Origin of the sequence: Chryseobacterium sp. JUb7, assembly GCF_024806495.1 — a bacterium.
In the GTDB taxonomy this organism is placed as follows: domain Bacteria; phylum Bacteroidota; class Bacteroidia; order Flavobacteriales; family Weeksellaceae; genus Chryseobacterium.
Genome location: NZ_JANUFF010000002.1, coordinates 102,318 through 127,933 on the forward strand (window position 1 = coordinate 102,318; position 25,616 = coordinate 127,933).

The 25,616-nt window shown below is 37.3% G+C and carries 14 protein-coding genes; 7 read left to right on the plus strand and 7 right to left on the minus strand.

Annotation, left to right across the window (positions count from 1 at the left end; all coding sequences use genetic code 11):
* Nucleotides 1-72 precede the first annotated feature (72 nt).
* Nucleotides 73-1,791, plus strand: a complete 1,719-nt coding sequence (locus tag M2373_RS04070) for a WG repeat-containing protein (RefSeq protein ID WP_259107823.1) — start codon at nt 73-75, stop codon at nt 1,789-1,791.
* Between the two features lie 83 nt (nt 1,792-1,874).
* Here M2373_RS04070 and M2373_RS04075 read toward each other — a convergent pair whose 3' ends face one another.
* Complete coding sequence (locus tag M2373_RS04075; RefSeq protein ID WP_259107826.1) at nt 1,875-2,651, minus strand: zinc ribbon domain-containing protein; 777 nt, start codon at nt 2,649-2,651, stop codon at nt 1,875-1,877.
* 3 nt (nt 2,652-2,654) lie between these two features.
* Nucleotides 2,655-3,752: a Nif3-like dinuclear metal center hexameric protein gene (locus tag M2373_RS04080; protein WP_259107829.1), complete on the minus strand. Its 1,098-nt coding sequence runs from the start codon at nt 3,750-3,752 to the stop codon at nt 2,655-2,657.
* Nucleotides 3,753-3,814: 62 nt separating this feature from the next.
* Between M2373_RS04080 and M2373_RS04085 the strand changes: the two genes are divergently transcribed.
* Together M2373_RS04085 and M2373_RS04090 are read left to right on the plus strand one after the other, a co-directional pair.
* Nucleotides 3,815-4,642: an ion transporter gene (locus M2373_RS04085; RefSeq protein WP_259107832.1), complete on the plus strand. Its 828-nt coding sequence runs from the start codon at nt 3,815-3,817 to the stop codon at nt 4,640-4,642.
* A 44-nt stretch (nt 4,643-4,686) separates the two neighbouring features.
* On the plus strand, nt 4,687-4,845 hold the full coding sequence (locus M2373_RS04090; RefSeq protein WP_259107835.1) for a hypothetical protein: 159 nt from the start codon (nt 4,687-4,689) through the stop codon (nt 4,843-4,845).
* Nucleotides 4,846-4,904: 59 nt separating this feature from the next.
* Here M2373_RS04090 and M2373_RS04095 read toward each other — a convergent pair whose 3' ends face one another.
* The 4 genes from M2373_RS04095 to dnaE form a co-directional block, all read right to left on the minus strand.
* Complete coding sequence (locus tag M2373_RS04095; protein WP_259107838.1) at nt 4,905-6,866, minus strand: T9SS type A sorting domain-containing protein; 1,962 nt, start codon at nt 6,864-6,866, stop codon at nt 4,905-4,907.
* A gap of 134 nt (nt 6,867-7,000) precedes the next feature.
* Nucleotides 7,001-9,664 carry a fibronectin type III domain-containing protein gene (locus M2373_RS04100; protein WP_259107841.1) on the minus strand — a complete coding sequence of 888 codons (2,664 nt, stop codon included), beginning with the start codon at nt 9,662-9,664 and terminating at the stop codon, nt 7,001-7,003.
* A gap of 176 nt (nt 9,665-9,840) precedes the next feature.
* Nucleotides 9,841-13,011, minus strand: a complete 3,171-nt coding sequence (locus tag M2373_RS04105; RefSeq protein WP_259107844.1) for a T9SS type A sorting domain-containing protein — start codon at nt 13,009-13,011, stop codon at nt 9,841-9,843.
* A 275-nt stretch (nt 13,012-13,286) separates the two neighbouring features.
* Nucleotides 13,287-17,954 (minus strand): DNA polymerase III subunit alpha, encoded by a 4,668-nt coding sequence (gene dnaE / locus M2373_RS04110; RefSeq protein WP_259107846.1) that lies wholly within the window; start codon nt 17,952-17,954, stop codon nt 13,287-13,289.
* A gap of 292 nt (nt 17,955-18,246) precedes the next feature.
* Here dnaE and M2373_RS04115 point away from each other — a divergent pair, with 292 nt between their 5' ends.
* The 3 genes from M2373_RS04115 (at nt 18,247) to M2373_RS04125 (ending at nt 23,732) form a co-directional block, all read left to right on the plus strand.
* Nucleotides 18,247-20,355 carry a S8 family peptidase gene (locus M2373_RS04115; protein WP_259107848.1) on the plus strand — a complete coding sequence of 703 codons (2,109 nt, stop codon included), beginning with the start codon at nt 18,247-18,249 and terminating at the stop codon, nt 20,353-20,355.
* Nucleotides 20,356-20,431: 76 nt separating this feature from the next.
* A complete protein-coding gene (locus tag M2373_RS04120; protein ID WP_259107851.1) occupies nt 20,432-22,504 on the plus strand; it encodes a thiamine pyrophosphate-dependent enzyme in 2,073 nt (690 codons plus the stop codon).
* A 193-nt stretch (nt 22,505-22,697) separates the two neighbouring features.
* Complete coding sequence (locus M2373_RS04125) at nt 22,698-23,732, plus strand: bestrophin family protein (protein WP_259107854.1); 1,035 nt, start codon at nt 22,698-22,700, stop codon at nt 23,730-23,732.
* Between the two features lie 4 nt (nt 23,733-23,736).
* Here the strand turns inward: M2373_RS04125 and M2373_RS04130 are convergent, their stop codons facing one another.
* Nucleotides 23,737-24,195 (minus strand): Lrp/AsnC family transcriptional regulator, encoded by a 459-nt coding sequence (locus tag M2373_RS04130; RefSeq protein WP_259108882.1) that lies wholly within the window; start codon nt 24,193-24,195, stop codon nt 23,737-23,739.
* A 157-nt stretch (nt 24,196-24,352) separates the two neighbouring features.
* Here M2373_RS04130 and M2373_RS04135 point away from each other — a divergent pair, with 157 nt between their 5' ends.
* Nucleotides 24,353-25,579 (plus strand): aminotransferase class I/II-fold pyridoxal phosphate-dependent enzyme, encoded by a 1,227-nt coding sequence (locus M2373_RS04135; RefSeq protein ID WP_259107857.1) that lies wholly within the window; start codon nt 24,353-24,355, stop codon nt 25,577-25,579.
* Nucleotides 25,580-25,616: the final 37 nt, after the last annotated feature.

Consider the following 25,616-nt stretch of genomic DNA (forward strand, 5'->3'; position numbering starts at 1 on the left):
AAGCAAAAGATAATGCTGTATATTTGATCATTACATTTTTTAAATAACTAATACCTTCCTATTTTTCAATAAATGAAAAAAAATATTCTCTCCGTAAAGTTTATTTCATTGGCTTTTATCAACCTGGCCGTTTTTTCATATTCTCAAAAGAAACTGGAAACCGATAAAAACGGAAACCTCATCAAATCAGAATATTCAAAACTTCAAAAAGAAAAAGGGTATGATGGCATCAGCCAGTTTGATACCATCAGCCTTCATCCTGTCTTGGTATATGCTTCTACATTAAAGAACAATCAATTCGGGATTATTGATATTTATGGTAAGGAAATACTCAAAAATGAGTATCAAGCTATTACAGGAATGTATAAATCAACCAGTCCTTTACCTGAATTTCATGATCATTTTTTCCTTCAGAAAGATTACAAATGGGCCATTGCTGACAATTACGGAAAAATAATAACACCATTCATTTACGAGACGCTCATCTATGAAGAGCATGAATATATTGAAAGACCTGCTTCTTCAAAAAGATATCGTGTTTCTATATATAAAGATTCTATTTTTAAAGCCAGAACTGATGCCAGTTATATATTTTTAAATACAAAAGGAGAAAAAATACAGCACACTCAGCGGCAAGGCAATGACCGGCTTCAATTCAGGACAAAAAAGAATCCTGATAACTATGGAGTTCCTAAAAATTACGGAATTGCAAAGCCTTTATCTGACAATTTATTTGAAGTCAGTAAAGACGAAAAATTATTCGGCCTTTATGATAAATCTTTGAAAAAACTTATCCTTCCCGTAGAATTCACATACGTTGCCTTAGGAAAAAATGTACCGTTTTTATCTGCGAATAAAGCTGAAGGCACTTATGCCTATGATATGAAAGGCAACTTAATTTTAAAAGAACCAACCGGTTATTTTTTAGAGGGTGGAAATAAGAATACACCTATTATTATTGTTAATAATCTAAATAAAAAGGCAGCTATTTATTCAAAAAGTTTCAAGCCGCTAACGGATTTTATTTATGACAGAGTTTCACCTTACAACTATTTTTTAAAAGGAACGATAGAAGGAAAAACTCCAAAAGAGACCAAGACTGTTTTAATGAATCTGGAAGGAAAGCCTATTAAATTCAATGTTGCTCCTGAAGATGTAATTTTCAGAAACAACAGCTACGACGATGTAAATGAAGCGTTTATAACTTTACGAAAAACCAATAAACTGGCCATTGTCAACAACCAGGGCAAAGTGATTTCGGATTTTATTTATGACGAAATTATTCCTGAATGTTTCGTAGCCCCGGGCAAATCAGGAATATATGAAGAATATTTTATGACAGCCAATCATCCCAATCATTTTATTTACTTTAAAAAGGACAATAAATATGGGATTATGGATAATGATTACAATGTTATTCTCAACAATACATATGACATGATTACAGAGTCTATGATTGATAATTTTATATATATTGCAAAAAGAACTTCTACAGGATTAAAATGGGGTGTTTATAATGTAGCTGAAAGAAAAGAGATCATCGCCCCACAATTTGATGATATGATTAAAAATTCTGAAAACTTTTTTATCGTCAATGCCAATGGAAAATATGGGATTTACAATATTCAGGGAAAAGAAGTTCTGCCGGTTCAGTACAGCAGCAGACTGAGTGTCGATAAATTATTTAACGGAATGTATTCTTTTTACGAGGTTTACAAGCAGCCTTTTGCTTATCTGGATTCTCTGGAAAATATTATTAAAGTGCATGTACAGTCCGCCGATATTCATTAATTGAATATTCAGATCACGTACATCACCATAAAAAAAGCTGCTTCAACGATGAAGCAGCTTTTATATTTTTATAAAAACAATAATTAGAATTTAATTACCGTTTTCATTCTTTCGTTTTCTTCCATTACCAATTCATCATCAACAAGGATTTTTCCTGAATGTTCATCGATAATAATTTTCTTTCTCTGAGCAATTTCCATTTGCTTCTGAGGCGGGATCGTGAAGAAAGATCCTTTCGGAGCTCCTCTTTCCAATCCTACAACTGCAAGACCAGTTGGAGAACTCGTTCTGATTCTGTTATAAGAAGCTAATAATCTCTCATCGATTTTACCAGCATATTCTTTAGACTGCTCAATCAGATAATCTTCTTCTTTCTGAGTTTCAGAGATAAGACCTTCTAATTCTTCTTTCTTGAATTTCAAGTGATTCTTAAGATCGTTGATTTTTGAGTTCAACTCATCCAGAGTTTCGTTTTTGTGAGCAATTTTAGCACCGAATTCTTTGATTCTCTTCTCAGAAAGTTGAATTTCAAGTTCCTGATATTCAATTTCTTTACCTAAAGCTTCAAATTCTTTATTGTTTCTTACGCTATCCTGTTGAGACTTGTATTTTTCAATTAAAGATTTTGCATGGTTAATTACTTCATGCTTCGTTTTGATCTGATCGTCCTGATCTTTGATGTCTGCATGAAATTTTTCAGCTCTTTTTTCAAGACCTTCGATTTCAATCTCAAGATCCTCTACTTCGATTGGCAATTCTCCTCTTGTATTTCGGATTTCGTCCAATCTAGAATCAATGATCTGCAAATCGTATAAAGCTCTTAACTTCTCTTCAACTGAAATATCGTTGGTTTTTGCCATATTTTAAATGAAATAATTTACCGGGTTTGTTTTCTCAATAGATTTTGAGATTGCAAATGTACTAAATTTTTGTGATAAAATTTCAAATAATTGTTGAGTAACAAATTGTTCTGATTCAAAATGTCCTATATCACAGATCAGCATTTTGGATTCTGCGAGAAAAAAATCGTGGTATTTGATATCTCCGGTAAGGTAAACGTCACATTTTTTGGAAATTGCAGATCGGATCCCACTTGCTCCGGAACCTCCCAAAACACCTACTCTTTTAATTTTTTTATGAGTAAAATCAGAATGCCTTATGATTTCAAGGTTGAATTTTTCCTTTACGAATTTCAGAAAATCTTTTTCATCCATCTCTTCTTCAAGTTCACCATAGATTCCCAATCCTGAATATTGATTTTCATTATCCAGACTGTGAATCTGATGGGCAACTTCTTCGTAAGGGTGTGCCGATTTCATTGCTGCAACAATCTGTCCTTGTTTATAGCTTTCAAAAATAACAGAAATCATATCTTCATCAGCATTTTCACGGATATTTTGCTGTCCTGAAAAAGGATTTGACCCTTCTGTCGGTCTGAAAGTTCCTTTTCCATTGATGGTAAAACTACATTCATCATAGAAACCAATATTTCCCGCTCCTGCTGAAAACAAAGCTTCCTTTACCTGTTCGGACTGATCTTTCGGGACAAAAACCGTTAATTGTTTTAAGTTGTTTTTTTTAGGCTGAAGAATTTTTAGATCTTTCAGTCCCAACTGATGACAGATTCCTGCATTGACTCCAAAAAAATCATTATCCCAGGCTGTATGAATGGCATAGATGGCTACTTTATTTTCAATAGCCTTTAAGACTGCCCTTTCAACATAATTTTTTCCCGTTAACGATTTTAATCCTGAAAAGATAATAGGATGAAAACATACTATTAAATTACAATTTTTCTGAATGGCCTCATCTACAACATTTTCCAAAGCGTCATGACACACCAGAATTCCACTCACATTGCGCGTCGGAACTCCACATAATAATCCTACGTTATCAAAATCTTCTGCCTGCTGAAGCGGAATACGCTTTTCTATTTTTGAAATTACTTCACTTATTGTCATTTTATTCTGTATGTTTGTTACGAAAATAGGGATAATTTGTTAATTTTAAAAAAACATTAAAAATGGAAAGAGAGCACAACCTTGTTCCCGAAGATGTCCTTTGGAAAAGGTTTCTTTACCGAATTATTTATCGTTCCGACACCAAACTCGGAAAATTATTTGACATTATTTTATTAGCCCTGATCCTTATCAGCACACTCATCATCATGATGGAAAGTGTTCCCCAACTGGATAAGAGATTTCATTATACTTTTATTATTCTTGAATGGATTATTTCTGTATTTTTCACTGCCGAATACTGGAGCAGAATCGCGGTATTAAAAAATAAAAAACATTATATATTCAGTTTTTTCGGAATTATTGATTTTCTGGCTCTGGTTCCTTTTTATTTAAGTTTCTTTTTCCCTGTTACCAAATATTTTTTGATTTTCAGAATGCTGAGAATGCTCCGGGTTTTCAGAGTTTTTAATCTTCTGGATTTTATGAATGACGGTACTGTCATTGTAAGAGCTTTAAAAAACAGTTCAAGAAAAATCTATATTTTCCTATTGTTTTTAATCATTTTCTCCGTCATTGTAGGCTCACTGATGTTTATGGTAGAAGGAGGAAGACCCGGATTCGAAACGATTCCCCAATCGATTTACTGGGCCGTAGTGACTGTAACTACCGTGGGCTATGGTGACGTATCACCCATTACTCCGATGGGAAAATTCTTTGCGGTGGTTTTAATGCTTGCCGGTTATTCCATTATTGCCGTTCCTACGGGAATTGTAACTGCGGAAATGAGAAACAAAAGGCAAAACCTCGAAAAAATATGTGAGCGTTGCGGAAATGAAGATATTGATGATGATGCAAGGTATTGCAAACAATGTGGCAAGAAATTAGCTTAGTTTAAAATATCAATTCAATCTATTAACTAAAATATCACAAAATCATGGAACCAAAAAAGAAAAATAAGCCAAACAGTTTAGTTATTATACTTTTTGCTTTAATTGTATTAATGATCATCATTTATTTTATACTTGCAATGTTTTTCCCTACCGTCTTCGAGCATATGAACACGGGAGACATACAACCCGTTCCTAATAAATAAATAAATAATGGCTGTCTCAACATTGAGACAGCCATTTTATTCATCAGATTTCAGATGAATTATTTTTTGATTGCTTTAACAGACTGTTTAGTGCCGTCCTTCATGAATAAGGTTACAATATACATTCCGGTTTTTAATTCATTCAAATAAATTGCAGAGCCCGGTTTATCTACCGTCTTTACTAATCTTCCTGAAATATCATTTATAGAAACAGATTTTACACGATCTGCATCTGAAATATGAAGTACCTCTGTGAACGGATTAGGATAAACTTTAATAAGATCTTTATCTTTCACTGTTTCTGAAGTTCCCAATGAATTATTATTGATGTTAATCGTAAATGTACCTTCAGCTTCATCTGTATAGCCACTGAAATTTCCGACATTAATATAGTAAGTAGTTCCTGCTGCTGTAGCAATGGAAATTGTTTCGGTATCACCTCCTCCGGCATTGTCTACGGTGCCTTCACACACCAGATTATTGCAATTTCCGGTGTAAACTCCGATCTGAGAATCAAAATCACTTCCTGAAGGCAATGAAACGCTGATATCATATGTATTTCCGTCTCCTACAAACGTAAACCATGTTCCGTCATTCATTCCGTCACTACAAGCTGTAATAAATCCGTTATTATTTGTTGCTCCTCCTCCATCAGACTGTGTATAAGTATATGGAAATGCAGAAGCCATTATTGCTCCGGAACACGCATCATTCACTGGCGGTGGCGGGAATGATCCGATACAGATATCAAAACTCTGATTCGATCCGTCCCCATAATAACTGTATACTCTGACGTAATAGGTATTTCCCGGTGTTAATCCGGAAACCGTTCCTGATGCCGGATCAGAACATAAAATACTGTTTAAGCTGCTGCAAGAGCCTCCCAGTACCTGAAAATACGTATCTGTATCATTTGTAGTTGTACCTATAGAAACGATATTGCTAAGTGATATTTTGTGAGTAGCTGCTGTTGCCACAAATTTAAACCAAACATCGTCATCAGGATTACCAAAACAAGGATCCGGTAGCTGTCCCGAGTCTGTAGCACCGATTGTATACCCTGAAGTGACAGTTCCACAATTGAGATCAGGATTTACCGTTAATGTAATAGCCCCTGCGCAATCATCGTTTGAAGGAACAGGTGGCATCGTTTCAAAAACATTTTCAAAACATCCGGAAGATTCTCCTGCTGATCCTACAGCTACCACTTTAACATAATGCAGGGTAGACGGAGCAAAAGGGACAGACGGAGTAAAGCTATTGGTGGCTACAGCCTGTTGATTGACAACATCAGTTCCTCCGGGAGTCGTTCCTATAGAAATTTTATAACCTGTAGCCCCACTTGAAGCATTCCATGTGATGGGAGAAGATAAAGGAACAAAAGCAGCATTATTTGCAGGCGAGGTAATCACAGGACATCCCGGAATAGCGCTGGCTGCAAGACCTTCAAAAGTGATAACCGATTTATAATCTACAAGGTTTCCCATCTCCGGAACCGCAGGATCAGGATCTAAAGAATCATCTCTGAAATAAATAGCTGAGTTTGAAGCCCCACTGTACACATACATCGCTTCATCATTACCATCATATCCCTGGGAGTTTTCCTCTGCAGCTACGACAATATTTTTCAGATTATCATACGGAAAAGGAGTTGCAAATGTAATTGCCACTACTCCGTTATTATTGCTTACGCTTCCCGCATATACCTGAGTAAGCTGAGAAAGCGGAACCCAGTCTGATTCTGAAGAAAAGGTACTTTTGGTAGTAAGTCCCAGATAAACCACCCAATCCGAAGAGCTTGCAATAGAAGACGAAGGATCCAGATAGAATTTCAATCCTGTTATATTACCTGCTGCATTCGCATTGATTTCCTGTTTTGTGAAAATCTGCTGTACATAGGAATATCCATAATACGTACTTATCGGAGCAACTCCGACATCAGTACTTCCTGTACCCAGACTTATCTGAGCACTCAAAGTCATGCCTAGTGTGAGCAGGCACGAGAGTAAAAATTTTGTCATAAACTAATTAATTTGCTGTGAAGCCTAAAATTAGCAATAAACTCTTAATATTTCTCAAAAATTTGAAATATTATAAAAAAATAGCGGCTAAATTAGCCGCTATTCATTAATTTATAAATAATTATGAATTAAATTTATTTTTTAATTACTTTAATAGTTTGTTTAGAACCATCTTTCATTTCTAAAGTAACTAAATACATTCCTGATTTCAATTCCCCTAAATGAAGTGTAGAATCCGGATTAGAAACTGTTTTCACCAATCTTCCTGCGATATCTGAAATAGATGCAGATTTCACTTTAGAAATATCTGAAATATTCAATACATCAGCGAAAGGATTCGGATACACTTTAATGGTGCTTTTAGAAGCAGAAGTTTCGTTGGTAGCCAAGCTGCTTGCGTCATATGCAGAAACCTGGAACTGACCGTCTAAGTTACTTGTGTTTCCGGAATATTTCCAAACACTTACATATACTGTAGACCCTGGAGTCTGGCCTGTTAACGTAACTCTTGAGAATCTGTTTGATGCACCATTGATATCATCATTACATCCTAAAGATGTAAAGCTTCCACAAGTTCCTGAATACACTTCCATCACAGAATCAATAAATGGTGATCCGGCAACTGCCGCTGTCTCAATCACAACGTTACCACTTGCAGGGATTACTACAGAATACCAAACATTATTATTTATATTAGAAGCAGCTGAAATACAGCTTGCAGATCCATCGTTAGTAGCTCCAATGTTTGATGCATTTATTGCTGTAGAAGCAAAAGTTGTTCCTACCGTTAACGCTAACGGAGAAGCACAGTTATCATTCGTAATTGATGTAGCCAACACATAAGGACCAGTCCAAGCACTCTGATCAGAGCTGCTGCAACGAGATCTTACCCAAACATTATATGATGTAGAAGCAGAAAGATTTGCAAGAGACTGTGAAGTTCCATTAATCGCAGTATAATTTGGCGAAGTTGTGGAAACCGGTGCCGTACTGCTTGTGCTGTAATAAAGATCGTATCCGTTTGCAGGAGCTGTTGCAGGAGCTGTCCATGAAATATCAGCTGATGAAGTTGTGATATTAGCACCTGTAATATTTGAAGGCTCAATACAAGATGGAGCAACCTGCATTTTGAAGTCATCAACTCCTAAATACCAAGGCGAACCTGTAGAAGAAACGTTTACAGCAAAATAATAGTTCCCTGTAGTTGCAGGCGTATAAACCACTTTATACTGAGTATAGGCAGTTGTACCCTGAGTAGATGTAATAAACGAACCGATAGAAGTAGCTCCGTTAATAGACGGTGTGTTATTCACCTGAACATCTCCTGTGAAACCTGTATATGAACTTGAAGTACCGTTGGTATTATAATAGAACGAGAATTCATAAGCAGTTCCTGCTGTTAAAGCAAAACCAGGAGTCCAAAGCTGACTTGCCGTTGTATTACTATACGGAATAGTCATATAGTTTGGTGCAGACTTCGGTGCATTATATGTTGTAGACGAAGTACTCATTGAGCTCCAGTTTGTCGTACCAGCAACTGCAGACCAACATGTCGGAACAATTCCTGAACCTACTGATGATAAAGCATCAAAGTTTTCTGTCCAAGGAAGTGTAGTGATCGCATTTGTACATAATGTGGTGAAATTTCTTTCTGTACAGCTAGCAGAAGTATTAGTTGCAGTATAAGCATTAACCGTGTAATAGTATTTCGTTGCTGCAGCTAATGATGTCGGGAACGTGTAAGAAGTAACGTTTCCTAAATCTACATTATTCAAAATGTTTGTACCTCCGGCAGTTGTTCCCACAGAAACTCTGTATCCTGTAGCATCAGTTACAGCTCCCCACGTAATCGTAGGCGTTAAAGCAACACCCGTTGCATTATTTGCAGGTGCAGATACCGTAGGACATCCGATATTTTTCGTCGTAAAATTCATTTCAGAACATCCTGAAGACGATCCGTTTGTATTATATGAGCTTAACGTGTAAAAATACTGCTTACCATACAATAAAGATGAAGCAAATGCATAAGAAGTAACGTTCCCAAGATCTACGTTATTCATAACGTCTGTTCCTCCTGAAGTTGTTCCCACAGAAAGTCTGTAACCTGTAGCATTTGATATTGCAGTCCATGAAACTGTAGGTGTTACAGAAGTTCCGGTTGCACTATTTGCAGGTGATGAAACTGTAGGACAGTTAGGATAAAGACTTGCTGCCAATCCCAGGAAAGTAACATTGGATTTTCTTGCTGTTCTGCTGGTGGCTGCCGGCGGAGCAAAAGGATCCGGATTCGTCGAATCACTGGCATAATAGATACTCGTGTTAGACGTTGACGAGTAAGAATAGAAATTCCCTGAAGATCCGCTGTCATATCCGGATTTGTTCTCATCTACAGCTACCACTAAGTTATTGATGTTATCATAACTGAATGGCGTTGCAAAAGTAATTTCCACTACTCCGGCATTGTTTGTTACCGTTCCTGTAAAGACCTGAGTAAGAGCAGACGGAGCAACCCAATCTGTACTTGAGCTAAAACTAGTTTTCGTAGTCGTTCCCAGGTATACAGTCCAATCATTGGAATTTGCCAAACTTACTGTTGACGCACAGTAAAATTTCAATCCGGTAATATTTCCGGCCGCATTCGCATTAATTTCCGATTTTGGAAATATTTGTTGAGAATAAGTATATCCGTAGTAAGGATACACGGGGTAATAGCTTGTAGTAGTGCCACTACCCAAAGTGATTTGTGCAGACGCGCCCATCCCAAGCGCCATCATGCACATTAGTAGAAGTTTTTTCATACTTAGTAAAAAATAAAATTAGGAAGGCTAATGTATGAATTTATTTAATATAATTTACTATTTATGGTATTTTTTTATTTATTAAACAAGCATTTAACTTATTTTAATATTAATTTGAAATAAAAAATAGCGGCTAAAATTTAGCCGCTATCTCATTACTTAAAAGTATTTAAAAATTATTTTTTAATCGCTTTAATCGTTTGTTTTGAACCATCTTTAAGCTCAAGAGTGATTAAATAAAGTCCTGAATTCAGCTCACCCAATTGAAGCTCCGAAGAAGGATTTGCAATTGTTTTCACCAATCTTCCGGCAATATCCGTCACAGAAACCGACTTCACTTTTGAAATATCAGAGATATTCAAGACATCCACAAATGGATTCGGATATACTTTAATGGTATTTTTAGCTCCCGAAACCTCACCTGTTGCAAGCAATGAACTATCATAAGCCCCAACCTGAATAGGACCGTCAGAACCTGTAGGATTATATCTCCATACACTTACATAAATCACTTCGCCAGGCGTTCTTCCCGTTAAAGTAACTCTTGAGAACAGATTTGAACCGGATGTGATATCGTCGTTACAAGAAATCTGAGTTAAAGATCCACAAGTTCCGCTATAAGCAGCCAATAAAGAATCTGTAAACGGAGACCCTGAAACAGCACCCGTTTCAATCGTCACACTTCCTGAAGCCGGAACAACTACTGTAAACCAGATATTGTTTACAGAGTTTGTACTTTGACAGGTTGATGTAACATTCGTAGTAGCACCAGCGTTAGTCGTATTGATCGCAGCAGTCGCAAAGCTTCCTGCTACCGTAAGAGAAGTAGCTCCTGCACATTCATCATTTGACGGCGGCGGCGGTGGCGTACCTACACAGATATTAAAGTTGTTATTATATCCGGCACCATTGCTGTTATATACTCTCACAAGATAGGTTTCACCTACTGTAAGTCCCGTTAAAGAAGTACTGTTTGTTGTTCCGCATTTAATACTTGTAGGTGTTGCACAAGATCCGCTAAACACCTGAGTGTATAAACTTGTAGATGAAGAACTGCCTGTAGACACAACATTTGACAGAGTAATCAAGTGCGAAGTACTCGTTGCTACGAATTTATACCACACATCATCATCAGGGTTCCCCGTACAAGTTCCCACGGGAATATTTGAAGCAGTTGCTCCCAACGTGGTACCGGCTGTTGTAGCCCCACACGAAAGATCAGGATTTACTGTTAAAGTAACTGCTGTAGCACAATCTTCGTTTGAAGGCATCAGTGCAAACGATACCGGTCCTACCCAAGAGCTCTGATCATTTGCTGAACAACGTGATCTCACCCATACATAATAGGTATTTCCCTGGCTTATATTAGAATTAATTACATAATTGGTTGCTAAAACCCCAGTTGCATTAGGCGTTGAAATTGATGTAGGCACTGTACTTGAAGCACTGTAATATACATCATAACCATTGGCAGGAGCAGCCGTCGGAGCTGTCCAGCTAACTCCGGAAGTAAGATTGGTAGTCCCTGTAATCACTGGTGAAACAGGCACTGCACAGGTAGGAGCGTTTTTAATCTCAACATCATCCAATAATACATTGTCATAGAAATATCCGTTTCCGGCTACATCTTTATCAACCACAAATCTCACCTGCACTGTCGTACCGATATAAGCAGCCGGTAATACAACACCTTCCGTTCTCCATAAAGAACTATTTGTGGAAGAAGTAAATATTGTTTCCCACGTTGTTCCCGCAAGTGTTTTAACCTGTACGGTCAATTGGTTATTATCATATGCAGGCTGAGTAGTTCCCGTTGCAGTTGACAAATGATTTTTAAACCATTTAAACTGAACATAAGGAGCTGATAAACCTGCAATATCGACCTGAGGAGAAGTTAAAGTAACATCATGTACTCCTGTATATGGTGAAGAAGCATCTACCCAGGCAAAAGTACCGGCAGCTGCTCCATTATTTGTTGTCCCATAATCCGGAGTTCCGCTAAATAACCATAAAGCATATCCTGTATTATTTGTACTTGAAGTAGACCAACAGGCAGGCAGAGCTCCACCACTAAACGTTTCAAGGAACGGTGCCGGTAAAGTTCCACAAACTGTTGTGAAATTTCTTTCCGTACAGGTTGCAGAATTACTTGATGCACTGTAAGAAGATACAGAATAGTAATATTTTGTAGACGTTGCCAAAGGAGTCGGCAGCGTATATGTTGTTACATTTCCTAAATCAAAATTATTGACAACATCAGTTCCTCCTGCTGTAGTCCCCACTCTTAATCTATATCCTGTTGCCTGCGGTGCCGCCGTCCACGTAAAAGTAGGAGTCAGAGAAACTCCTGTTGCATTAGAAGCCGGAGCTGACACTGACGGACAAGGAATTGTAGTCGTTGTAAATGCCGTACTCGTACATCCCGTTGCAGATCCCACTGCATTTTTAGGGATTACTGTTAAGTAATATTGTGTGGAATAGGCTAATGGAGTTCCTGCAGGAACAGCATATGTAGTAACATTACCCACATCTACATTATTCATAACATCTGTACCTCCAGGCGTTGTCCCTACACTGATTGCATAGCTTGATGTAATCGCTGTTGAAGCCCATGTAAAAGTAGGGGTAACAGACACTGCAGTAGCATTATTAGCCGGAGCTGAAACCGTAGTACAAGAAGGAGGTGTTGTTGGCGGAGGCACTGTAGCATCAAATGCTATTACAGGTCTTCTGTAATTTGAAGTTGTAAGAGTTGCTCCAAATGCACTGGAAGTGTTTAAATACTTCGTAGTATTGCTGTTCGAAGTGTTGATACAGCTTGAACCGTATTCATAATCCCAGGCAATAGTAGCAGCCTGTGCTGTTGTCTGTACATATTCCAGATAAACAGCAAGATTACTGCCTGAAGTATATACAAAATTGGTAGCATGCTGAAATTGCTTAAAACCGGCAGAACTTCCCACAGCCACATCCGGATTGGAATCATACACCAATGTTGCCGTTCCGGTTTCTGTTGCCCAGTCCGGTGTTCCGGATCCAAAATCGGTAACTGATGTATTTTTCAGATAGATTTTGAAAGTTGTGGTAGCATTAAGGGTCCCTGAAGCAGTCAACCTTTTAAAATAAGTAGACGTAATAGTCCCGTTAGCGATATTAACCAACTGTGAAGCCGGAATAATAAATGCCGTTCTGTTTTTGTTATTCGCAGTAGTGGTACTGTTCATAGGACCATATGTATTCGAAGAGAGTCCCGAGGAGCACGTAGTCAATGTAAAACTTTGCGCCAGATACATTTGACAGGTAAACAACCCTATCAATAGCAGAAAGAGTAGATTTCGTTTTTTCATACTTAGTAAGAATATAGATTAGGCGGTAAATGTAAAAAAATATTTAAAACAAAATCATAAAATATTATAAAATTTTAAACATATAAAATGAAATAAGTTAAAATAATATAAAAATTAAACATTTATTTAATATAAATTAAACATATCACAATACCACAACCTAAAAATAAATGCCTAAAAATCAAGCAACTGAACAAATAACTCTACTATTAAATCTGTTTTCAAAACAGAAAAAGTGACCCGAAAGCCACTTTATTTATAAGAAATCATTCATTTTAATTCAGATAAAACTCATATTTATTAAGGAGTTGAATTTCCTTAATCAGATCACCATTCAGATTCACTGTATGCTTCATCGACTGCACTTCTATATGAGAATCATCTTCAATATTTTTGATAAAAAACTTCAGCTTCTGATTTCCTTGATTTCTTTCAAGAACCGTTCTGAAAAATGACAGATCTTCGGGTCTTACATCCATCACATCCATCACCAGAGAAATACTCTTTGCAAATCTTTCAAAAGCTTCCTGAAGCTCAATGACATCATTCACGTTCACAAAAACACGTCCGTCTTTAACCTGAGCAAATTTTATTTTAAAAATAACAAATCGCTGTACTTCAAGCTTTTCCTTCAATTTCATATAATCACGATCCCCCAACCTGAAAGAATACGATCCCGAATAGTCCTCCAGCGTTACAAAAGCAACCTTTTCGCCACTTCTGAAACCATCTTTCACTACATATTCAGTGATCAATCCGGCTACCGTATATTCTTTTCCTGCACCACCATTTTCTCTTTCTTTCTGTAATGTTTTCCAGTCTTTTTTCTTTTCTTCAAACAGCTCTTCCTGCTTATTAGAAAAAGCCTGCTCTTTATAAGCATCCACCTCATCTAGGTTTAAGAACATAAAATTACCTTTTGGCTCAGCCTTTTTAGTAACTTCTTCAATAATCTCCTCTTCTCCGGCTAATGGATCATCAGAAACAATTTCTATAAGATCTGCGACTTCATCCACAGAATCTTTTTCCAGAATAGGAACTTCATCGGTAACTATTTTTTCTTCTTCCTCTTTTTCAAGTACAGATTTTTTCGAAAGATTTCCAGCCATAAACTGGAACTGATATTTAAATTCATCCAGCGGGTGAGCAGAAAGATAGAATCCGATAATTTCTTTTTCCTTGTTAAGCTTATGCATATTCGGCCATTCCGGGCACGGAGCCAATTTGGGCTGCTCAATCTGAACCTCATCAGCAAAATCAGCAAAAAGAGAAAATTCCATCTCATTTTTACTTTCCTGGAAACTCTGTCCGTATCTTATCAGTCTTTCAAGGTTGGTTCTTCCGGCCATATCAATATCAAAATACTGACCTCTGTGAAAAGAATCCAGTTCATCAAAAGCACCAGCCAAAACCAAACTTTCCGCAACACGTTTATTCATCTGAGAAGGCAGAATTCTTTCGAAGAAATCATAAATATTTTTAAACCTTCCGTTAGATCTCTCTTTTGTAATTCCTTCACTCGGACCTTCACCAATTCCTTTAATCGCTCCCAAACCAAAACGGATCTGCCCTTTTTCGTTTACTGAGAATTTATATTGGGATTCGTTAACATCCGGACCTAAAACATCTACTCCAATACTTTTGCAATCCTCCATAAACATGGTAATTGAATCCGTATTGTTAATGTTATTACTCATAACACTCGCCATATATTCTGCAGGATAATTTGCCTTTAGATACGCTGTCTGATAAGCAATTAACGCATAACAGGTCGAGTGAGATTTGTTAAAGGCATATTCCGCAAAGGCTTTCCAGTCATTCCAGATTTTCTCCAGTCTTTCTTCATTCAGATTATTTTTACGCCCTCCTTCAATGAATTTCGGGTACATCTTATTCAAAACATCGATCTGCTTTTTACCCATTGCCTTTCTCAACGTATCCGCCTCACCTTTTGTAAAGTTGGCCAGTTTTTGAGAAAGAAGCATTACCTGCTCCTGATATACCGTAATCCCGTATGTTTCTTTTAAATACTCTTCCGTTTCCGGTAAATCATAGACAATTTCTTCAATCCCGTGTTTTCTGTTAATGAAATTCGGGATATATTTTATCGGACCCGGACGGTAAAGCGCATTCATGGCAATAAGATCGGCAAAAACCGTTGGCTTAAGCTCTCTCATATATTTCTGCATTCCCGGACTTTCATATTGGAAAATCCCGACCGTTCTGCCTTCTTTAAACAGCTGATAAGTCTTTGTATCATCCAGAGGAATCAAATCCGGATTAATATCCACTCCATGCCTTGCCTTAACCAGTTTTAATGCATCTTTAATAATCGTCAGCGTCCTAAGACCCAGGAAGTCCATTTTCAGAAGACCCGCACTTTCCGCCACCGAGTTATCAAACTGCGAAACTAAAATATCTGCATCTTTAGCAGCAATCGTTACCGGAACTAAATTACTCACATCCTCCGGTGTAATGATCACCCCACAGGCATGAATCCCTGTATTTCTGATACAGCCTTCCATTTTTTTAGCACTCGCCAGCACGCCATGACGTGCATCATCCGGACTGCTTAAAACATATCTCATTTCATCAACGAGCATCTGTTCTTCAGGCTTTAATTTGTCATATTTTGCTAAAGCTTTTGCAATATTCATCCCCGGACTCGGAGGAATAAGCTTTGCAATATTATTGGTATCAGGAATCGGGACATCCAGTACTCTTCCCGCATCTTTGATCGCCGATTTACCACCCAAAACCGAGTAAGTGATAATCTGGGCTACCTGATTTTTTCCGTATTTTTCAACTACCCATTTGATGATTTTATCACGACCTTCATCATCAAAGTCAATATCAATATCGGGCATGGAAACCCTTTCAGGATTTAGGAATCTCTCAAAAAGGAGGTCATATTTAATTGGGTCAACATTGGTAATTCCGATGGTATAAGCTACTGCTGAACCCGCGGCAGAACCACGCCCCGGACCTACCCAAACACCCATATTTCGGGCTTCGTTACAGAAATCCTGTACAATCAGGAAATACCCCGGGTAACCTGTATTGGCAATTACATCCAGTTCGAAATCAAGACGTTCTTTAATCTCGTCTGTAATTCCCGTTTCTGCATATCTTTTTCTTGCTCCTTCGTATGTTAAATGAGTAAGATAAGCCATCTCACCACGTTTACCGCCATCAATTTCATCTTCCGCATGAATAAATTCTTCAGGAATATCAAATTTCGGAAGGAGAACATCTCTTTTCAGAGTGTAGGGCTTAAATTTCGCCGTAAACTCTTCATAGGCATCAAAGGCATCAGGATACGCCAGAAAAGTTTCTTTGATTTCATCAGAATTCTTAATGAAATATTCTCCTGTTGCCAGACCTCTTCTCTTCCCAAACCCTTTTCCTACAGGCGTTGTCAGCTTTTCACCATCTTTGATACAGCTTACAATATCCTGAATATTGGAATCATCTTTATTGGTATAAAAAGTTTCGTTCTGCGCTAAAATCTTAACATTATATTTATCTGCAAAATGCAGCAAGACATCGTTTAAATGCTCTTCCTCCGGAAGTTTATGGTTTTGAATCTGAACATAAAAATCATCATCAAAAGTATCTTTCCACCATTTGAAAAGCTCCTCCCCTTTCTGCTCTCCGGTATTTAAAATAGCATCAGGAATATCTCCAAGAATACCTGAAGTTAAAGCAATAAGACCTTCTTTATATTCAGCAATCAATTCTCGGCTGATCCTCGGAACACCAAAATAAAATCCTTTTAAAAATCCTATACTTGAAAGTTTTGCCAGATTTTTATAGCCATTGAAATCTTTCGCTAAAAGAACAACCTGCGTTCTTCTGTCCGGATCATCTTTTGTAAATTGTTTCTGCTCGTAACGGTCTGAAATATAAAATTCACATCCAACTACCGGAATCAGCGGTTCCGAAACAGGCTCTTCTTCATTGAATTCAGTTCCGTTTTCTTCTGCTTCCTGTTTTTTTGTCAGATATTCTTTATGTTTTTTTGCTCTGTCACCATTCGCTCCCTCAACTGCAGATACGAACTTGAAAGCTCCCATCATATTCCCAAGATCCACCATTCCGACCGCTGGAAAATTATCATCAGTCGCTTTTTTGATCAGGTCGTTAATGCTTGAAGTAGCAGACAAAGTAGAAAAAACACTATGATTATCGAAATTGAAATACCTTCCAAGATCAATCTCATCAATACTTCCGAAATCCTGCTGCTTTTTCTTATTGTTAAAGTCCGCAACCTGCCTTCTGATAACAATACTGAAAGGCTTGATCGGATCCGGATACAATGTTTTGAAATAGGCAAGCTGATCTTCAGAAGTTTTCAGCACTTCAGCAGGAATAACTCCGATTCTCATCATTTCGAAGAAAACCTGAGCAGTGGCATTCACGTCGGCAGCCGCATTGTGGGCTTCATCGAACTTATGTCCGTATAATTTCTCGTAAAGCTCTTCCAGTTTCGGAGGTTTGAATCTTCCTCCACGGCCTCCTCCCAGTTTACAGAAATCTGTCCCAAGAATCATCGTATCAGCCTTAGGTTTCTCCTGAAGATGATCTTCTATATTTTTTCTGTAAAACTCTGCTCCGACAATATTGTAATCAAATTCAACATTGTGCCCGGAAACAACTCTTACTTTTTCAAGTACTTTAGAAAATTCCTTTAAAATCTCTTCCAGATCACGCCCTTCTTCATTGGCAATTTTTGTTGTAATTCCGTGAATTCTGGCCGCGTTAAAAGGAATATCATACCCTTCAGGTTTTATAATATAATCCTGATTTTCAATAAGTGTCCCATCGTCATTGTGTAACTGCCATGCAATCTGAACCATTCTTGGCCAGTTGTCTGAGTCTGAAAGCGGAGCATTGAAATTCTTTGGTAAACCTGTGGTTTCAGTGTCAAAAACTAAATACATGTAATTTTTTCCAGCTTTTAATTAAAAGTGAATGTAAAGTTACTTCATTTTTTCGGAAAATTCACACCGCCTTCCTTATTACCTCCACCAAACTAATATAAAATTTACGAAATAGTTTTCATAATACCTCAACCTTAAACTAAGAGTTAAAATGAAAAACACACAAACATTTAAGAAAATATTTAAAGACAAAAACACAAAAGCATCAATTATTTAAATTAAAACTACTGAGCAATAAAAATTTTATATATATTTGCTACTTATACCGTTTTTAATATATTACTAAGCTGTTATGAAGAAACATTTACTTTTAATCAGCACATTGGCGATAACTTTAGTAAGTGCGCAAAGCAATGATGCCTTAAAAAGAGAATTTGAAAAGCAAAACAATAAGAACAACGAGAAGTTTGATTCTTATGTTGCAAAACGTTACGGAGCCAACAGGTCTCCGGAGGTTTTAAAAGAGATTGAAGAGCAAAGAAGAAACTTATCAGGCTTTGACCCTAGTGGCAAACCATACTTTTTACAGCCTGAGGACATGGATCAGATTAAAAACTCTAATTCTGATTTTCTCCAAAATGGAACAATTACAGGACTAACCGGGTCATTTAACGGTGAAAACATCAAATTTACAATTTTTGATGGTGGCAGAGTATTTGGAGGACATGCGTTTTTCGACAACCTTCCAAACAGAATCACGAACAAAGAAGCCAGCACTATGAATTACAGTGCTCACTCAACTTCTGTAGCAGGATTTATAGGAGCAAGAGCGCACACACAAACAGTAACTTTTACCAACGGATCTACAAGAACGATAAATTTCCAGGGTATTGCTAAAAACTCTACTATGGACTCGTATGCTTTTGGTACAACTACTTTGCCAGGAAATACAACACCTAGTACAGTATTCCAAAAAATCATCACTGCTCAGCCAAAAATTTCCAACCACTCTTATGGTAGTAATCAAGGCTGGACAAATGCTACAGTAGCCGGAGCCGCTGCATGGGTTTGGAACGGCGCCTTTGGAAGCCCTTCCACAGCCATGGACTTACAGGGAACCTATTTCACCAATGATCAAAACTATGACAACATAGTATATAGTAATCCATCTTATATTATTGTAAAATCTTCTGGTAATTACTTCGGTTTTGGACCTGACTATCCAGGTACATCAGATTTCCCTAAATACTACACTGATAACAATGGTAATTTAGTACAATTTGCTGCAACCGACACCCTTCCAACAACAAACTGCAGCAATGGTGGTGACTGTATAGGACCTGGTTCTTTGGCTAAAAACATCATCGTTGTAGGTGCAACTGATATTATTACTGCAAACAATGGCAGATATCTAGCAGCTACTGACGTTGTACACTCTGATTACAGCAGTGCAGGACCAAGAGATGACGGTGGTATCAAACCAGATATTACAGCGGTAGGAACTAGCGTTGGTAGTGCCTCAACAGCAGAAAACACTACAGGAAGTAATAGCCTTACAGTAGGTGATGGAACATCATATTCTGCTCCGGTTGTTACTGGTGTCATCGGTTTATGGACTCAAATTAATAAGCAATTATTTAATAACGCTGAACTGAATGCTGCTTCAGCAAAAACTTTAATGATTCATTCTGCTGCTGAAGCCGGAAATATCGGACCGGATGCATTATTCGGATGGGGATTCATCGATGCTAAAAAAGGAGCAGAACTTCTTGTAGGAAAATCTAACAACACTGTTATTTTTAACGACGAATCATTAGCAAGCGGAACCCCTAATAACAAAACTGTAGTAGCTTCAGGAACTGAGCCGTTAAAGGTAACCATTTCTTGGATTGATCCTGCTTATCAAGTTCCAGCTAACTTAACTTGGAATGACGCTTATAACAACAGATCTTCAAGATTGGTAAATGATTTGGATTTAAGAATCGTTGATACTTCAAACAATACAGTTTATTATCCTTGGAAACTAAATCCTGTAACACCATCAGCACCTGCTACTAAAGCAGACAACACTGTAGATAACGTAGAACAAGTAGTCATTGACGCTCCTGTTGCAGGAAGACAGTACAGAATTGAAGTGACCAATAAAGGAACTTTAACTACTGCTCAAAACTACTCTATCGCCGTTACCGGATATACGCAGCAAGTTTTGGCAACTGGTGAAGTTACTAAAGACAACGGAATCGTTATCGCTCCAACTATTACAAAAGATATCGTAAACGTATTGAAAGCTCCTAAAAAGTCATCTTTCACTATTTATGATTTATCTGGTAAGAGATTACAGACTGGTGTCATTAACAGTGATAAAGAAGTTATCGACATATCTTCTTACACTAAAGGAATTTACATCATTGAAGTGAAATCTGATAAAGATGTAGTTACTAAGAAAGTGATCAAAGAATAATGATCCTAAACATATAATTTAAGACAAAATACTAACGCTTGTTAGTATTTTGTTTTTTTATGTATATTTGCTTTCTATGGAAAATACACTTCACGAAAAAGTTTCTCAAGATATTTTGCTTAAGGCTTATAACCACATGATGCTTGCGAAGGCTATGGCAGACATTTACGAAGAAAACAGAAATGTTTGCAAATACGTTCATAGTACATCAAGAGGCCATGAAGCGATTCAGCTGGCAACCGCTTATCAGTTAAAAAAAGAAGACTGGGTTTCTCCTTATTACAGAGACGAAAGCATCCTTCTAGGTATCGGTTTTGAACCCTATCAATTAATGTTGCAGCTATTGGCAAAAGCAGAAGATCCTTTTTCAGGAGGTAGATCTTATTATTCTCACCCTTCAAGCAGAGATGAAAATAAACCGAAGATTATTCATCAAAGTTCAGCAACAGGAATGCAGACCATTCCGACAACAGGAGTTGCACAGGGGATAAAATATATTCAGGATTTTGAATTACAGCAATTCGAAAACAACCCGGTTGTAATATGCAGCCTTGGAGACAATTCTGTAACTGAAGGTGAAGTAAGTGAAGCTTTACAGTTTGCAGCTTTGCATCAGCTTCCCATTATTTTTCTGGTTCAGGATAACGAATGGGGAATATCGGTAACAAAAGAAGAGGCCAGAACTTGTGATGCTTATGATTTTGTAGCAGGATTTACAGGATTAAGCAGAATGAGAGTTGACGGAACAGATTTCGTTGAAAGCTTTGAAGTGATGAAAAAAGCTGTTGATTTTGTAAGAACTGAAAGAAAACCTTTAGTTGTATGTGCAAAAACAGTTTTAATTGGTCATCATACTTCAGGAGTGAGAAGAGAATTCTATAGAGATGAAGAAGATTTAACAAAGCACAGAGCCAAGGATCCGGGAGAAATTCTTCGAAAGCAACTGCTTGAAGCAGGCGCTGATGAGGAATTATTAAAGCAAATCACTAAAAAAGCCCGCCTTGAAGCTGAAGAAGCCTTCGAAAAAGCTAAAAATGCAGCAGATCCTACTCCCGACACCGTAATGCAGCACGTTTTCGCTCCTACTCCAATTACAGAAGAAGTGGGAACACGCGAACCGGCAGGTGGAGAAAAAATCGTGATGGTAGATGCTGCTATTCACGCTATCCAGGAGCTGATGTGGAAACATCCGGAAGCCCTTCTTTACGGACAGGACGTAGGTGAAAGAATTGGCGGTGTTTTCCGTGAAACAGTGACTCTAGGAAAAAAATTCGGAAGTAAAAGAGTATTCAATACTGCTATTCAGGAAGCTTATATTATCGGTTCTACAGCAGGCATGAGTGCTGTTGGCTTAAAGCCAATCGTTGAAGTACAGTTTGCGGACTATATTTATCCGGGAATCAATCAATTGATTACAGAAATATCAAAATCTAGCTACTTAAGCCAGGGAAAATTTCCGGTAAGTAATATTATCAGAGTTCCAATCGGAGCATACGGTGGAGGCGGCCCTTACCATAGTGGAAGCGTTGAAAGCATCTTAGCGAATATTAAAGGAATTAAGATCGCCTATCCAAGTAACGCTGCCGATTTTAAAGGTTTATTGAAAGCGGCCTATTACGATCCCAATCCAGTTGTTATGTTGGAGCATAAAGGTCTTTACTGGAGCAAAGTTCCAGGAACTGAAGATGCCAAAACCATTGAACCTGCGGAAGATTACATCCTACCTTTCGGAAAAGGAAAAATCATCATTGAAGCTGATAAAAATGAAACTGAAAAAGGAAGAACTTTATTGGTTGTAACCTATGGAATGGGAGTTTACTGGGCTAAAGAGGCAGCTAAAAACTTTAATGGAAGAGTGGAAGTTATTGATTTAAGAACCCTTATTCCTCTGGATGAAGAACTTGTTTTCGAAAGAGTAAAAGCTCACGGAAAATGCATCGTTCTGACAGAAGAACAACTGAACAATTCATTCGCTGAAGCCTTTGCACACAGAATTTCGAAGAACTGCTTCAAATATCTTGATGCACCGGTTGAAACAATGGGATCTTTAGACGTTCCTGCTGTTCCGATCAATTTAATTCTGGAAAAAGAAATGCTTCCGAACGCTGAAAAACTCAGCAACAAAATTGAAGAAATGTTACAATACTAAACATACCTTAAGCCTCTAATTTTTTAGAGGTTTTTTTATGAGCTGTTTGTCATTAAATCTTATAACCTATTTAAATTATTAATCAAATAATACTATTTCCGGAACAAAAATTATTTCATAGATTTATTATAAAATTCAATTGGTATTCATTTTGCTTAAGTCATAACTTTCATTATAACCCTCAACACAAATCATGATTACAACAAAGTATTTTAACTACAGACAGGTTCTCAACTTATCCGGTTTTCATTTAATCTGGATATCCCTTTGGTGTACACTGATCGCCGTTTTATTTCACTTTTTTCACTGGCAGTGGATGACTATTCCATGGGTACCGGTTGCATTAATTGGTACTGCAGAAGCTTTTTTGGTTGGTTTTAAAAATAATCAGGCTTATGACAGATTATGGGAAGCCAGAAAAATATGGGGCGGAATTGTCAATTCAAGTCGATCATTCGCCTCAATGGTATATGCTTTTGATGTTAAAAATGAAGAAGTAGGAACTTTTGATCTGGAAGACAGAAGAAAAAAAATTGTCCACCGTCATATTGCCTGGCTGTATGCCTTTCGTGAGCAGCTTTTGGTCCCGACAGAATGGGAACATATAAGCACGGAAGAATCTCATCACCACTACAACATCAATCACAGAAGAAACAGACTGATAAAAGCAGGCTTCCCTGACTACGGAAGAACGTCTCTTTTCCTTAACAAATACCTTTCGGAAGAAGAAGCTGAATTACAATCAAAATATAAAAATTTTGCAACTTATTTGATTTCCCAGCAGGCGAAAGATGTTAATGATTTAAAAAATACCAAAGCGATCTCCGATTTCAATCAGGTCCAGTTGCAGACCGCACTCAACGAGTTTTATGGTTTTCAGGGGCAGGCTGAAAGAATTAAAAAATTTCCTTCTCCGAGGCAGTTTGCCAGTACTGCATTTATCTTCAATGTACTTTTTATCATGTTGCTTCCCTTGGGATTGGTTAATGAATTTGAAAAATTAGGCGACTGGGGAATCTGGACATCTATCCCCTTCTGTATCACGATTGGCTGGATCTACATTATCATGGAACTGGTAGGAGATTATTCCGAAAACCCTTTTGCAGGCTTAATGTTTGATGTTCCGATGCTTTCTATCTGCAGAACGATAGAAATTGATCTTTTGCAAATGACAGGAGAAACAGATCTTCCGGATCCTATTTCCTCTAAAAATGGAGTTCTGATTTAAAAAGTTAAAGAACTATAGCTGTTGTATTCTTCACCTCAGAAATCATAAACGAACTGTGAGTGCTTGCAATATGCTGTAAGGTTGTCAGTTTTGTCAGCATAAAATTTCTGTAGTCGGCGATATCTCTCACTCCTATTTTAAGAATATAGTCATAATCACCACTTACATGGAAACATTCTGTGACTTCGTGTAAGTTCATAATTTCTTTTTCAAAATGAAGCACATATTCTTTTTTATGCTGCAAAAGCTTTACATGGCATAAAACGATAAAATCCCTGTTAATTTTCTGTTTGTCAAGCAAGGCAACATATTTTGATATTACACCATTATTTTCAAGCTTTTTAATGCGTTCATATACTGCAGTAATCGACAAACCTAACTTATAAGACAGTTCTTTGGTCGTTTGTTTGGAATCTTCCTGCAAAAAAAGGAGCAGTTTTTTATCAACATCATCAAAGTCCATAGATAATTTTTTGGTCAAAATTTACATTTATCAAATATAACAAACTTTTTATCTATTAAATAAACAAAGTATAGTTTTATATTCTAATATATTAAAAATTAATTGTAATAGTTTCGGAATTATTTCATATTTAACCCAACAAAAGGTAAAAACATTTATGGAAAATTTTAATGCAGCAAATGAAATACAGGATCTACAATATTTTGGAGAATTCGGTGGTGTAAATCCATCTATTTCAGACAGTTCAACCTATACTTTTCTCTCTGCAAAAACGATGTTCGACACATTTGAGGGAAATGCAGACGGATGTTATTTATATTCAAGACATTCATCTCCTATGAATCTGTATCTTTCACAGGCTTTGGCCAAAATGGAAAATACGGAGACAGCCAATGTAACCGCTTCCGGAATGGGAGCTATCACATCGGTTTTAATGCAAATCTGCAAAGCCGGAAACCACATCATTTCAAGCAGAACAATTTATGGAGGAACCTATGCTTTCCTTAAAAACTTCCTTCCTCCTTTTAACATTGACACTACATTTTTAGATATTAATAATTTTGAAGCCATCGAAGCTTCAATACAGCCAAATACAAAGGTTATCTATTGTGAAAGTGTAAGCAATCCGCTTTTAGAGGTGGCTGACCTGAGAAAACTTTCTGCAATCTGCAAAAAACACAATTTAAAACTGATTGTTGACAATACTTTTTCACCTTTAAATATATCGCCAACCTTACTTGGAGCTGATGTTGTGATTCATTCACTGACAAAGTTTATCAACGGAAGCAGCGATACCGTAGGAGGCGTTTATTGTGCCAGCCAGGAATTCATTAATGACACCAAAAATGTTAACAACGGCGCATGCATGCTCCTTGGTCCTACCATGGACAGTTTCCGTTCGGCAAGTATTTTAAAAAACCTTAGAACCTTACATATCAGAATCAAGCAGCATAGCCATAATGCCTTATATCTTGCAGAAAGATTTGAAAAAGATGGCTTAAAAGTTTCTTATCCGGGATTACCGTCTCATAAAGATCATGAATTAATGAAAAGCATGATGCATGAGGAATACGGATTCGGAGGATTACTGACTTTAGACGCCGGAACCACAGAAAAAGCCAATGAGCTTATGGAATTGATGCAGCAGGAAAACTTAGGTTATCTGGCGGTAAGCTTAGGCTTTTATAAAACTTTATTCTCATGCTCCGGAAGCTCAACTTCATCCGAAATTCCTGAAGAAGAACGTGAAGCTATGGGAATTTCCGATGGATTGATCAGATTTTCAATAGGGCTTGATCATGACATCGAACGAACATACGAGAAAATGAAAGAATGCATGCTGAAAGTAGGTGTTCTCAACCATGAAACCATTTCCATATTCTAATTTTATTGTAATAAAAGCCGTTGTTATCAATGGCTTT

Excerpts from the sequence above, each read along its gene's own strand:
- M2373_RS04095 (WP_259107838.1), bottom strand. The coding sequence starts at position 6,866 with ATGACAAAATTTTTACTCTCGTGCCTGCTCACACTAGGCATGACTTTG.
- M2373_RS04100 (WP_259107841.1), bottom strand. The coding sequence starts at position 9,664 with ATGAAAAAACTTCTACTAATGTGCATGATGGCGCTTGGGATGGGCGCG.
- M2373_RS04130 (WP_259108882.1), bottom strand. The coding sequence starts at position 24,195 with ATGGACTTTGATGATGTTGATAAAAAACTGCTCCTTTTTTTGCAGGAA.
- M2373_RS04125 (WP_259107854.1), top strand. The coding sequence starts at position 22,698 with ATGATTACAACAAAGTATTTTAACTACAGACAGGTTCTCAACTTATCC.
- M2373_RS04075 (WP_259107826.1), bottom strand. The coding sequence starts at position 2,651 with ATGGCAAAAACCAACGATATTTCAGTTGAAGAGAAGTTAAGAGCTTTA.
- M2373_RS04085 (WP_259107832.1), top strand. The coding sequence starts at position 3,815 with ATGGAAAGAGAGCACAACCTTGTTCCCGAAGATGTCCTTTGGAAAAGG.
- M2373_RS04105 (WP_259107844.1), bottom strand. The coding sequence starts at position 13,011 with ATGAAAAAACGAAATCTACTCTTTCTGCTATTGATAGGGTTGTTTACC.
- M2373_RS04120 (WP_259107851.1), top strand. The coding sequence starts at position 20,432 with ATGGAAAATACACTTCACGAAAAAGTTTCTCAAGATATTTTGCTTAAG.
- M2373_RS04070 (WP_259107823.1), top strand. The coding sequence starts at position 73 with ATGAAAAAAAATATTCTCTCCGTAAAGTTTATTTCATTGGCTTTTATC.
- M2373_RS04090 (WP_259107835.1), top strand. The coding sequence starts at position 4,687 with ATGGAACCAAAAAAGAAAAATAAGCCAAACAGTTTAGTTATTATACTT.
- dnaE (WP_259107846.1), bottom strand. The coding sequence starts at position 17,954 with ATGTATTTAGTTTTTGACACTGAAACCACAGGTTTACCAAAGAATTTC.
- M2373_RS04135 (WP_259107857.1), top strand. The coding sequence starts at position 24,353 with ATGGAAAATTTTAATGCAGCAAATGAAATACAGGATCTACAATATTTT.
- M2373_RS04080 (WP_259107829.1), bottom strand. The coding sequence starts at position 3,752 with ATGACAATAAGTGAAGTAATTTCAAAAATAGAAAAGCGTATTCCGCTT.
- M2373_RS04115 (WP_259107848.1), top strand. The coding sequence starts at position 18,247 with ATGAAGAAACATTTACTTTTAATCAGCACATTGGCGATAACTTTAGTA.